The 12,570-nt window shown below is 51.3% G+C and carries 12 protein-coding genes; all 12 read right to left on the reverse strand.

What is annotated here, in order from left to right:
• Positions 1-75: 75 nt before the first annotated feature.
• The 12 genes from ACTHPM_RS09070 to xseA all read right to left on the reverse strand — a co-directional run bounded on the left by ACTHPM_RS09070 (position 76) and on the right by xseA (position 12,565).
• Positions 76-663, reverse strand: coding sequence for a TetR/AcrR family transcriptional regulator (locus ACTHPM_RS09070; protein ID WP_440394851.1), 588 nt, complete (start codon positions 661-663; stop codon positions 76-78).
• Complete coding sequence (locus ACTHPM_RS09075) at positions 663-1,418, reverse strand: alpha/beta fold hydrolase (RefSeq protein ID WP_440394852.1); 756 nt, start codon at positions 1,416-1,418, stop codon at positions 663-665. The genes ACTHPM_RS09070 and ACTHPM_RS09075 overlap by 1 nt, the downstream gene beginning before the upstream one ends.
• A 229-nt stretch (positions 1,419-1,647) precedes the next feature.
• Positions 1,648-2,454 carry a sporulation transcription factor Spo0A gene (spo0A, locus tag ACTHPM_RS09080; protein ID WP_440421514.1) on the reverse strand — a complete coding sequence of 269 codons (807 nt, stop codon included), beginning with the start codon at positions 2,452-2,454 and terminating at the stop codon, positions 1,648-1,650.
• 184 nt (positions 2,455-2,638) lie between these two features.
• Positions 2,639-3,973 (reverse strand): SpoIVB peptidase, encoded by a 1,335-nt coding sequence (spoIVB, locus tag ACTHPM_RS09085; protein ID WP_440394854.1) that lies wholly within the window; start codon positions 3,971-3,973, stop codon positions 2,639-2,641.
• A 105-nt stretch (positions 3,974-4,078) separates the two neighbouring features.
• Positions 4,079-5,815: a DNA repair protein RecN gene (gene recN, locus ACTHPM_RS09090; protein WP_440394855.1), complete on the reverse strand. Its 1,737-nt coding sequence runs from the start codon at positions 5,813-5,815 to the stop codon at positions 4,079-4,081.
• A 150-nt stretch (positions 5,816-5,965) separates the two neighbouring features.
• Positions 5,966-6,415, reverse strand: a complete 450-nt coding sequence (gene ahrC / locus ACTHPM_RS09095) for a transcriptional regulator AhrC/ArgR (protein WP_440394856.1) — start codon at positions 6,413-6,415, stop codon at positions 5,966-5,968.
• A gap of 25 nt (positions 6,416-6,440) precedes the next feature.
• Positions 6,441-6,923, reverse strand: coding sequence for a hypothetical protein (locus ACTHPM_RS09100; RefSeq protein WP_440394857.1), 483 nt, complete (start codon positions 6,921-6,923; stop codon positions 6,441-6,443).
• A gap of 184 nt (positions 6,924-7,107) precedes the next feature.
• Positions 7,108-7,971 (reverse strand): TlyA family RNA methyltransferase, encoded by an 864-nt coding sequence (locus ACTHPM_RS09105; protein ID WP_440394858.1) that lies wholly within the window; start codon positions 7,969-7,971, stop codon positions 7,108-7,110.
• Between the two features lie 25 nt (positions 7,972-7,996).
• Positions 7,997-9,904 carry a 1-deoxy-D-xylulose-5-phosphate synthase gene (gene dxs / locus ACTHPM_RS09110; RefSeq protein ID WP_440394859.1) on the reverse strand — a complete coding sequence of 636 codons (1,908 nt, stop codon included), beginning with the start codon at positions 9,902-9,904 and terminating at the stop codon, positions 7,997-7,999.
• A gap of 148 nt (positions 9,905-10,052) precedes the next feature.
• On the reverse strand, positions 10,053-10,958 hold the full coding sequence (locus ACTHPM_RS09115; protein WP_440394860.1) for a polyprenyl synthetase family protein: 906 nt from the start codon (positions 10,956-10,958) through the stop codon (positions 10,053-10,055).
• Positions 10,951-11,214: an exodeoxyribonuclease VII small subunit gene (gene xseB / locus ACTHPM_RS09120; protein WP_440394861.1), complete on the reverse strand. Its 264-nt coding sequence runs from the start codon at positions 11,212-11,214 to the stop codon at positions 10,951-10,953. Before xseB ends, ACTHPM_RS09115 begins: the two co-directional genes overlap by 8 nt.
• Positions 11,195-12,565 carry an exodeoxyribonuclease VII large subunit gene (xseA, locus tag ACTHPM_RS09125; protein WP_440394862.1) on the reverse strand — a complete coding sequence of 457 codons (1,371 nt, stop codon included), beginning with the start codon at positions 12,563-12,565 and terminating at the stop codon, positions 11,195-11,197. The genes xseB and xseA overlap by 20 nt, the downstream gene beginning before the upstream one ends.
• Positions 12,566-12,570 lie beyond the last annotated feature (5 nt).

Below are 12,570 nucleotides of genomic sequence, written 5' to 3' on the forward strand. Positions count from 1 at the left end.
AGTCGTTGGCGGTCTTGGATCAGTTTATCATACAAACATACAATGTATAAGAAAATACGTTAATTTCCTACAGCACTAAGCGTGGCAGAAATCCTCAATGATTTGTCGCTGCATGGCCTCGACTGGAAACTGTTCCGGGTATGTCGAGATCATCAGCATGATTCCCTGCAGCGCAGAGGAAAAATACAATGACCTTTCAACCGGGTTGGCTTCGCCCATCCTTTCGAACATCCGGCACTGGATTTGGAACTGGCGGCTGCTCTCCTCGATCAGGAGCTTGCCGTATTTGGCCACGACTTCATCGGATTCAGGCTGTGTCTGAAGATGAAGATAGAACCGGAACACTTCGGGAAACTGCCGTACATTATCGATGGCCCCTTCCACTATATACTTCAGCTGCTCGGCAGGCGTTTCCAGGGCCTCTGCTTTCTCCATGACTTGAATCAATTCTCCGATCCTCGCTTCGACCATGGTTCCAAGCAGTTCTTCTTTACCTTTGTAATAGTTGTAAAGCAGACCTTTGGACACCTGTGCATGCTTCGAGACCTCTTCAATCGAGGTGGCATGATAACCTTTTCTCATGAAAAGCTCCATGGCAGCGTCACGAATCTTCTCCTTGGTCCGCTGCCGTATTCGGTCATTCTCTTCCTGGGTGCGCGGCATTATCGATTCTCCTCCAAATACCTGTCAATATCGCTGTACATAACCTCCGGATGCGTAAGAGGCATCATATGATCCGCCCCCGGAATTTGGACATAGCGAACATTCGGGAGCTTCCGAAACAGGTCAGCGACGCGCTCATTATCCTGTATTTCGTGATCCCCGATCATAAACAGGGTGTTCATCTGAAGATCCTCGAGCCGGTGAATGGCCGGCGGCTGCGGCCAAACGGTTTCGAAGCTCCCCCATTCCTCCGTTTTAGACAGGTGATGCCTGAACATATCTACCATGAGGTTCCGCTGAGGACTGTTCATAACGACCCGGTACAGCGGTGCGCTGAACGCAAGCTCCATAATTTTATCCGCGTCCGGGGCAGCTCCGTTCACTTCGCTCATCCATCGCACAAATTCCGGCGAAGGCTGATAGCCCGTCAGCGAAGGACCGATGAGAACGAGTCCGGAGACTCTTCCGGGATATTCAAGACAGAAATCCGTAGCGATTTGGCCGCCTCCCGAATGGCCGATCAGTACGGCTGAATTCAGCTGCAACTCATCCATTAGCACGCGCAAGTCCTCGACATAGTTAGCTGGTTTCTGGGGAGAAGGCGAGCGGCCGGCCCCCCGGCCGTCGAAAGTAATCACCTGATTATCCTTTGCCAAAAGCGGTGCCAGAAACGTCCACAACCGGCTGTCCGTACCTCCGCTGTGAATCAATATGATCGGGTCACCACTGCCATGAATTTCATAATATAAATCCATCCCGACTCCCTCCATCCCATATTTAACTGTTTATGCCATTATTTTATTATTGGTTGAACGGTTAGTCAATGAAAAATAAAAAGAGGCTAAACATTATAAAACGAAACTGGTAAAAGAAAAATACCACTTGTTTTTGGGTTATACATAGCCCAAAAACAAGTGGTATTTCTCGATTTTATTCATTCGGTATTAATCGGCACACGCCGGAACCTCAATGCCCCTAACCCTTTCAGGACACCTTGTGCTCGATTCTCAGCTTGTCTGCGACCATGGCGATGAACTCGGAGTTCGTCGGCTTGGACTTGCTGATGTTGATCGTGTAGCCGAACAGGTGGCTGATGGAGTCGATGTTGCCGCGCGTCCAAGCAACCTCGATGGCATGGCGGATGGCGCGTTCCACGCGGGAAGGCGTCGTTTTGAATTTTTCGGCGATGGCCGGGTAGAGCGTTTTGGTGATGGCGCCCAAAATTTCAATGTTGTTGTACACCATCGTGATCGCTTCCCGCAAGTATTGATATCCCTTAATATGCGCAGGAACGCCGATTTCATGTATGATCGAAGTGATGTTGGCATCCAAATTTTTGCCTTTAGCCATCGGCACCACATTGGACTTGATGCTTGAGGACATGCTTACGTTCCCCGCTGTGATGCTCTGACCGCCTACAAGCTGACGAATCCGGCTCGCAAGAACTTCCATGTCAAACGGTTTAAGAATGTAATAAGAAGCTCCAAGCTGCACAGCCCGCTGAGTGATGTTCTCTTGGCCGAAAGCAGTCAGCATGATGATTTTGGGCTGTGATGGCAAATTCATTTCGCGCAATCGCTCCAGAACACCCAGATCGTCCAGATGAGGCATAATGATATCCAAAATCAGCACGTCCGGAATTTTACGCGAATCACTTATCATATTAAGCACTTCCTCGCCATTATAGGCGATTCCCGTAACCATCATATCTTCTTGCTCCGTAATGTAATCAGCAAGTAAATTTGTGAATTCACGGTTGTCATCCGCCAACAAAACCTCAATTTTTTGCACTGGCTGCTTCCTCCTTAGAATCATAATCCAATTTTTTTTGTCTGAAATAGTTTTCGACATTCGAATTCAAATTCCTTCTGTCGAAAATTATTTTTGTTTATTTTTTTTTGCTTTTGCTATATAATGAATATTTTTATTCAAAATCCTATGTATTTCTGCTTATTACGACAAAAAATCTTAAGGCTCAGCTGGCCTTAAGATTTGAAGTGTCGTTTGCCTGCTCCGGAATGACGCCGGAGTCCTGCAGCATCCATTCGATGAAGCACCCGTAACCGGATTTCGGATCATTTACGAATACGTGAGTGACAGCCCCGATCAGCTTGCCATCCTGTACGATTGGGCTTCCGCTCATGCCTTGCACGATACCGCCTGTTTTCTCGATCAACCTTGGATCGGTAATGCGAAGCACCAAACCTTTGGTTGCCGGAGCATCCTGCCGTGCCACATGAACGATATTCACCTTGAATTTTTCCACCTGCTGGCCATCCACGACCGTCAGGATCTCTGCGGGTCCTTCTTTGACTTCCGAAGAAAAAGCAACAGGTATTCCTTCTTTATAAAGGCTGTATTCCGGGTTTTGATTCATTTTGCCGAAGATGCCGAAATGGGTGTTGCGTTCAATGTTGCCCAATATTTTGCTGTCTCTCAGAAAATGAGCTCTTTTCTCCCCTGGCTCACCATCCTGCGATTTGGAAATCGAGGTCACACTGGACTGCAGAATTTCGCCACTACCGACCGTAATGGGGGTTTGCGTGTTCATGTCCGTAATGACGTGACCGAGGGCGCCATAAACACCTTGATCGGGAGCATAGAAGGTCAGTGTTCCAACACCAGCGGCTGAATCACGGATGTATAACCCGAGTCGCCATTTGCTGTCGCTTTGGTCATATGCCGGCGTCAGCTTCGTCTTCATGATCTTCTCCCCGCGCTTGAACGTAATCTCAAGAGGTCGCTTGCTCTTGCCTGCTTCCTCCACGACCTGAGACACCTTCGAGATGTCCTGCAGCGGCTGTCCATTCATATGGGTCATCAAATCGCCCAGCTGAATACCGGCATTTTCACCGGGGGAAACTCTTGTAGAGGGATCGACATGCACCAGGTGATGGCCCACCACCAGAATGCCTGCCGATTTCACTTTAACGCCGATGGTTTGTCCGCCGGGAATCACTTTCAGGCCGGGAATCACATGAATCTTTACCGTTTTGAACGGAATTTTCCCGAAAAGCTTCAGCGTCAGCTTGGCACTGCCGCTCTGCTGGGGATGCAGCTTAAGCGGGTGCTGGGGGCTTACGCGAAACGTCGGCGAAGCCGATCCGTTGAGCTGCAGCACATCCGGACGATCCACCGTTGCCTGTGCCGCCACCGGCATGGCTAATTGAACGGAGCTCGTGTCGCCAGTAAACATCTTGATTTCACTGGGGATGGCATTGAGGCTTTGCACAGGTGCGGTCGTACCCAAAAAACAAAGAAAGAAGACAATGAAAAGACCGAGCATTTTATTCCTGAGGCTGGACTTCAATGGCTGTCACGCTCCCTTTTGCTTCTTTCGCTTGACGAAAAAGGTGGTCGCCAATTGCGTACCTTTAAGATTACCCTGCCCCCAGGCTTTTATTACTGTCAATCATTACTCTGGTGCGGTTTTGGCAGCTTTCCGCTCCTCCGCCAGCTTCAGCATTTCCTGGGCATGGTGAAGGGTTTTTTCGGTAATTTCGACCCCGCCCAGCATCCTCGCCAGCTCTTCGACGCGTCCACGGTCGGATAGCTCATCAACGCGCGTCATGGTACGTTCTCCCTCGATATTTTTTTCAATTAAATACTGATGATCTGCCATACAGGCGACCTGCGGAAGATGCGTGATCGAGAAGACCTGGCAGTTCTCCGCCAGCTTATCCAGCTTCTCGGCAATGGACTGCGCAGCCCTGCCGCTGACGCCTGTATCCACCTCGTCAAAGATCAATACGGGAATACGGTCATGTCTTGCAAAGATACTTTTCATTGCAAGCATCATTCGCGACAGCTCTCCACCGGAAGCAATCTTGCTCAGCGGCCGCAGCGGCTCGCCCGGGTTCGGGCTGATCATGAATTCGGCCATATCGATCCCTTGGCGAGTCAATCTGACTCTGTGACCCTGAATTTCCGCGCCTTTCGGATCCTCCGGCCGATCCAGCCTCACCTCAAGGGACGTCCGTTCCATGTGAAGGTCCTTCAATTCCTTCTCGACCTGTCCGGCCAGGTCTGCCGCGCACATTTGCCTTGCCTCGCTGAGCTCAAGCGCCGTTTCGATCAAGTCGGCCAGCATGTCGTCACGGCGGGATTTAAGCTCCTCCAGGCGTTCGTCTTTATTCTCCAGCGCATTCGTTTCCTGCAATATGTTGTTATAATACGCGAGGATTTCCTCTACGTTGTCTCCGTACTTGCGGCGCAGGCTAGACAGAAGGTCCAGCCGCTGCTCCACTTCATCGAGCCGATCTGGGTTAAACTCCACTTCATCCCGGTAGTCGCGCAGCTGAAAAGCGGCGTCCTCAAGCTGGTAATACGCGGACTGGAGCTGCTCCAGAATCGGCTTCAATTCCTTTTCGTCGTATTGCGCGACATCCTCAAGCCGGGACACCGCCGTACTGATCGTCCCGAGTCCATGCTGACCATATATCAGGTCATATGCACCCGAAACCGCATCCATCATTTTCTCGCTATGGGATAGCTTGACCCGTTCTTCCAAAAGCCATTCATCCTCGCCGGATTTTAGCGAAGCTGCCGAGATTTCCTCCAGCTGGAACCGGTAAAGGTCGAGCATTTGATATGTTTTCTGGCTGTTGCTCATGAGCTCCCGGTATTCCTTTTCAACTCTGGAGAATGCAGCGTACTTTTCCTGGTACAGCTTCTTCACGGGTCCGATGACGGCATCGCCGTATGTATCGAGAAGATGCAAATGGCGGTCAGCACGCATCAGGTTCTGATGCTCGTGCTGGCCGTGAATATTAATCAACTGCTCGCCGATCTCCCGCAGCATCGTCAAATTGACGAGCTGCCCGTTAATGCGGGACGTGCTTTTCCCCTGACTGGTGACTTCCCTGCGGATGATCAAATGTTCTTCCGGATCGGCTTCAATGCCGATCTGTGCAAGCGAACTCCAGACCGGATGGCTGGCATGAAGCTCAAACATCGCTTCGATTTCTGCTTTGTCACAGCCGTAGCGAATCAGATCCGCGGAGCCCCGGCCGCCTGCAATCAGACCCAGCGCATCGATGACGATCGATTTACCGGCCCCCGTTTCCCCGGTTAGAACATGAAATCCTGCATGAAATGACACATCCACCGTTTCAATAACGGCCAAATTACGAATGCTTAATGCCATCAGCATCTAAAAAAGCACCTCCCATTAATGCCTATCGCTGATATTAAGGAAAACGTTGATCGACGGACGTCCCCTTTAAGGAGACAGACCGCATTAGATGTTGTTATTCTGGCGATATCAGGAAGCTCATGCTTCGAATGTATACTTTCAGATATCTTAAGAAATATAGCTTTGGATCAGCTCGACCAGACTCTCGCTGTCTTCTGGCGTCCGGCAGATCATGAGGATCGTGTCATCCCCGCAAATGGTTCCCATAATCTGATTCCATTCCATGTTATCGAGCAGAACCGCAATGGCGTTGGCCGTTCCCGGCAGAGCCTTCATTACGACCAGATTGTTCGTATAATCGATATGAACGAAATTGTCCACCAGCGCGCGTTTGAGCTTCTGAACCGGATTGTAACGCTGATCTGTGGGCAAGGAATACTTGTATCTTCCGTCGTCCATCGGCACCTTGATGAGGAGCAGTTCCTTGATATCTCTGGATACCGTTGCCTGTGTGACCTGAAAACCAGCAGACCGAAGGGCTTCCACAAGCTCGTCTTGAGTCTCGATCTCCTGATGCGTAATAATTTCGCGAATTTTAATATGTCGTTGACCTTTCATAACAACCTCCTGAAAAAGCTTATATTTATTCATCATATCCAAAGGTGTCCTCTTCATCCCAATCGAAATGAATGCAGGCAACCTCATCGTTCTCAACGTCCACATACACCACGCCGCCACAGCCCGGATACAGAAGGAAATAGGGGAGCAGCCTGTCCCTTATCGAGCTTCCTGTCCAATCCATAGGTAAACGGCTCCGCGCGATCTTAACCAGATACAGCGTGTTTTCCTCGTTTCTGACGATCATATCAATAAACAAGCGGCTGTAAAAATCTTCTCCATCAACTTCAAAATAAAGCGGCACCTTGATTTTGCCGCCCAAAACTTCATATCCTGCCCTCTCCAGCATGTTTACGGCCGGATGATCGGGAATCTCTTCGTTGATGGGCATCTCCGGCACGCGGGCAGGCATCGGCTTGAAAAGCCAGTTCCTGATCCCGTATGCAATCCAAATCAGCAGCAGCAATCCAATCAGAAGCATGACGAGCAAATCCGACCGTTCCTCCATCACGATCACCTCATGGTTCTATTCGCGGGGAAGGAAGAAATTCCTTTTTTGGCCGGGATGAAAATCATGCGTTAAAATGAATAAACATCGATTTTAAATTCATTATATCCCAAACAGACGTTCTCCCACAAATGTCTTTTTTGAGCTGCTCGCCAAAAACAGCTTGTGAAAGAAAAGAAACTCATCACTTGGATGAGTTTCCCGTAAATGTTTTGGCAGCCTCAGCCACCACATCCTGAACGATTGCCGCAAGTCTTGAATCCTGCTCCTCTGCAGGAGCTCCGTCCGCCGTGCCTTCTTCAGGAAGACGAAGGTGCCAGTGGGCCAAAAATTCAATATTCCCCTCCCCGCCTGTTATGGGCGAAAAGGTCAAGCCTTTGAGCTCGAATCCAAGCTCATGTGCAAAAGAAAGAACGTTCATCAGTACTTCGCGGTGGACTGCCGGTTCACGGACCACGCCCGACTTACCGACCTTCTCTCTTCCCGCTTCAAACTGCGGCTTAATCAGCGCCGCCACATCTCCTGGACGCTTCAGCAGCGCTTTAAGGGGCGGCAATATGATCCGGAGCGAAATGAATGAGACGTCAATGCTTGCGAAATCAGGTTCCGGACCTTTCAGATCCTCCGGCGTCATATAGCGGAAATTCGTCTTCTCCATGACGTAGACCCGTTCATCATTCCGTAATGACCAGTCCAGCTGATTCGATCCGACATCGATGGCATATACATACTCGGCGCCATGCTGCAGGGCGCAATCGGTAAAGCCTCCGGTGGAGGAACCAATGTCCAGCATCGTTCTTCCCTGCATCTCGATGCCAAAGGTCTGGATCGCTTTTTCCAGCTTCAATCCGCCGCGGCTGACATAGGGATGAACAGCGCCTTTAACGCGGATCAAGACGTCCCTCGGAACCTTCATGCCCGCTTTCTCTATACGCTCTTCGTTAGCCAGTACCAGCCCTGCCATAATGGCGGCTTTGGCCTTTTCGCGGCTATCATAAAATCCCTGCTCAACCAGCAGGATATCGATTCGTTCTTTTGGCGAATTCATGTTTGTCTCCCGATTCTAAGGTCCATTAAGAGGAATAACCCGTTTTTCCGATGCCGAAGGAATGCATGGACATCAGCTTCTTGATCTCGGCGCACACAGCTTCAGATGTCAATCCCGTATCTTCTCGCTGATCCTTAACACTGCCGTGCTCAATAAAGCGATCCGGCACTCCCATCAGGGAGACCCTGGCGTCAAAAATATGGTTCGACGCGTAATACTCCAGCACGGCGCTGCCGAGGCTGCCCGCTTCACTTGCTTCCTCAAGAACAATCATATTGGTATGACTGTTCGCAAGCTCAAGCAGCATATCTCCATCGACCGGCTTCAGGAACCGGGCATTCACGACCCGCAGGTTAATTCCTTCGCGCTTCAGCTGCTCTGCGGCTTCCATCGCCACTTGAACCATCGGTCCGCAAGCCAGGACGGCATAGCCTTCTCCTTCGCGAACCGTTTCCCATTGGCCGATCGGAATCGGGACAAGCTTCTCATCAAGAGGAACACCCAGACCGTTGATGCGCGGATAGCGGTAAGCAATCGGCCCGTCATCATAATCCAGGGCCGTTTTCATCATATGGCGCAGTTCGTTTTCGTCTTTTGGCATCATCATGACCAAATTCGGGATGTGGCGCATGAACGCCACATCAAACACGCCTTGATGCGTCTCTCCATCGGCGCCGACAAAGCCCGCCCGGTCGATCGCAAACATGACGTTGGCATTGTGACGGCAAATATCGTGCACGATTTGGTCATACGCTCTTTGCATAAATGTCGAATATACCGCATACACCGGCTTCATACCTTCCATTGCCAGCGCTGCGCACATTGTGGCTGCATGCTGCTCAGCGATGCCCACGTCGATCATGCGGCTTGGAAATTTTTCGCTAAATGGGATCAGGCCAGATCCGCTTGGCATAGCTGGGGTAACAGCCACAATTCTCGGGTCCTGTTCGCCAAGCTCAATCAGTGTTTTGCCGAACACATCGGTATACATCGGATTGCCAACGGACTTAAGGACTTGACCGGATTCAATCTTGTAAGGCGAAATGCCATGCCATTTATAGGAATCGGCTTCCGCTGGCTTATATCCCTTGCCTTTGGTCGTGAGCACGTGAACAAACACCGGCCCACGGACGTTGTCCGCTTGTCTGAACGTATCGATCAGCTTCTGGGTATCATGCCCGTCGACGGGACCGAGATAAGTCAAGCCAAGTTCTTCGAACAATACACCGGGTACCATCATATATTTCAGGCTGTCTTTCAGGCGGGAGCCCGTTTTGGCCAGCTTGCCGCCAATCGCCGGAATTTTCTTCAGAAGAATTTCCAACTCGTCTTTGGCACGCAAATAATGACGGTCGGAACGGATTTTGCTCAGGTAATTGTGCATCGCCCCTACATTGGGGGCAATCGACATTTCATTGTCGTTCAAAATCACCATCAGGTCTTTTTGCTCATGGCCGATATGGTTCAAGGCTTCGAAAGCCATGCCGCCGGTAAGCGCGCCGTCTCCGATAATGGCTACGACCTTGTTCTTATCGCCTTTGAAATCGCGAGCCAGCGCCATGCCCATAGCCGCCGACAAAGAGGTGCTGCTGTGGCCGGCCTCCCATACGTCATGCTCGCTCTCATTTCGCTTGACAAAGCCGCACATCCCCTTGAATTTGCGAAGGGTATCAAACTGGTCCATCCGGCCGGTCAACATTTTATGAACGTACGCCTGATGCCCGACATCAAAAATAAATTTATCACGTGGGCTGTCATAGCAATAATGCAGGGCCAGCGTGAGTTCCACCACTCCCAAATTTGATGCGAGATGCCCTCCAGTCACAGACAGCTTCTCAATCAGAAACTGACGAATTTCAGCCGCCAGCGAATTGAGCTCCTCAACTGAAAGAGACTTGATTTGTTGCGGCTCATGAATTTGTGGAAGCAGCACGTTGATCTCCCCGCTTTCCTCGATAGAATAGAGTGAATTCTGTTTATCATGTTTCGTTCAAATTATATCGTTACGCTTTTCTTGCAGAAACAGCGATTCTTTTCGTCATTATATCACAAAACCTTACGCAAACATAAAGGAATGCCCGCTAATGGTCGCGGTTCATCAAGTAATCCGCGATTTCCAGCAGCCGCTCCGGTCTGGCGAAATCCGCCTCCAGCACGGCCGACTTGGCCTCTCTTGTTAAGCGCTCTACTTCCATACGCGAAGCTTCAAGGCCTATGAAATAGGGATATGTTACTTTTTCCTGCTTGATGTCGCTTTGTGTTTTTTTACCCAGTTTGGCCTCATCTCCAACAATGTCCAGGATATCGTCCTGGATTTGGAAAGCAAGGCCAAGCTTACGCCCAAACATGCGAAGCGCTTCGAGCTTCATCGCATCGGCCCCTGCGATTCTTCCCCCGGCCAGCAGCGAGAACATGATCAGGTCGCTCGTTTTGTGAAGATGGATGTATTCCAGCTGCGACAGCTCGGTTAACCCCTGTTCGCCTTCCATATCGGCCGCCTGGCCTCCGACCATTCCCCGCGGGCCTGCCAATGCGGAGAGGTCCATCGTGATTTCGACCACTTGCTGTGCCGGTATGCCATGGCCCCCCGCCAGATTTGCGATCAGATAGAACGCATGCGTAAGCAGTGCATCTCCTGCGAGAATGGCCGCGGCCTCGCCGAACACCTTATGATTCGTTAGCTTGCCCCGGCGGTAATCATCGTCATCCATCGCCGGCAAATCGTCATGGATCAGGGAATAGGTATGCACCATTTCCACAGCACAGGCCGCTTCAAGGGCCGCTTCCATATTTCCTTCCAAAGCTTCGCAGGCAGCCATGACAAGCAGCGGACGCATGCGTTTCCCGCCGGCCATCAGAGAGTAATGCATAGATTCCCGCAGCGTGGACGGAATGTGCCAGCTTGCCGGAAAGCTCTCCTCCAGTCTTGCGGTCACCCGCTCGATGATATTATGATGATATTCTTGGAAGGAGGCCTGTTCACTCAAGTACGTCACCGCCGTTTACGTCCAGCTCACCGCCGAATGGCTTTCTGCGAAGCTCGCCATTCTCTTCGACGATCATTTCGATCTTGCGTTCCACCTGCTCCAGCTTTTGGCTGCACAGCTGCGACAGCTTCATGCCTTCCTGAAAAAGCTCGATCGCTTTTTCCAGTGGCACGTCGCCATGCTCCAGTTCGCCAACGATATCCTCCAGCTGGATCATGGCATCCTCGAATTTGAGCTCATTGTCCTTGTCCGTCATTTCGTCCATCCTCCTTCATTCCCCATACCTGGCATGAAAGCTGTCCGTCGCTCACCTTAATCTGAACCAGATCACCAGGCTGTACGTCTTTGATTGATTTAATCAGATGCTTCTCCTGCTCATCGTAAACCAGACCGTAGCCGCGGGCCATGACCTTCAGCGGGCTTAGCGCATCCAGCTGCCGCAGGGATGAATGCAGCTGAGACTGCCGGTTCTTCAGCACGGACTGCATCAGCGAGAGCAGAGCCTTTCGGCTGATTTCATTCCGCTTCTTGGCGTAAGCCAGCTGCTCACTTGGATTGTATCTCATCAGTCCATGGTATATCCTGCTCTGCTTCTCCTTGCTGAGGCTAAGCTTCGTCCGAAGGCTGCGGCTTAACCGCTGCTCCAGCATATCCAGGCGTTCTGCATGCTGGAGCATATAGCGCCGCGGATGCACTAGCACCGGCGACCGCTGCAGCGACGTCAGCTGCTGCCGGCTCCGTTTCACGCGTTCCAGAAGCAGCTGTTTAAGCAGGCGACGCCGCTGCTGCAGCCGTTCGTTCAGCTCGGCCGAATGCGGGACGGCCAGTTCCGCTGCCGCTGTTGGCGTGGCTGCCCGCAGATCCGAGACGAAATCGGCGATGGTGAAGTCCGTTTCATGTCCTACAGCAGATATCACCGGAATATAGGAGGCCTGAATCGCCCTTGCAACGGCTTCTTCGTTAAATGCCCACAATTCTTCCAGCGAGCCGCCGCCGCGTCCGACAATAAGCACATCCGCTTCTTCCATTTCGTTCATATGGCGGATCGCCCGAACGATGGACGGAGCTGCCCCTTTCCCTTGAACCAGCACCGGGTAAAGCACGATTTTGGCCTGCGGGTATCTGCGTCCGAGCGTTATGATGATGTCTCTTACCGCGGCGCCGGTTGGCGAGGTGATCACGCCAATCGTCTCAGGAAAATCCGGGATCGGTCTTTTCCGCTCCGCCGCGAACAAGCCCTCGTCCTCCAGCTTCTTTTTCAGCTGTTCAAAAGCCAGGTACAAACTGCCGATGCCGTCCGGCTGCATATGCGTCGCATAAAACTGATACTGACCGTCCCGCTCGTATACTGTCACATTGCCTCTGGCGATAACCTTGGCGCCTTCCTTCGGAACGAAGGGGAGCCGCTGGTTGTGGGAAGCAAACATAATCGCCTTGATCCGGCTGCCCGTATCCTTGAGCGTAAAGTACATATGTCCGCTGGAATGATGGGTGAAATTCGAAATTTCGCCGCGGATCCAGACATCGGACAACAGGGCATCCGAATCCAGCTTCATTCGAATGTACTTGTTTAAGTCCTTGATTGAAAAAATACGTTGTGGTTCCATGTCAG

Origin of the sequence: Paenibacillus sp. SAFN-054 (assembly GCF_051966755.1) — a bacterium.
Lineage (GTDB): Bacteria > Bacillota > Bacilli > Paenibacillales > Paenibacillaceae > Paenibacillus_AQ.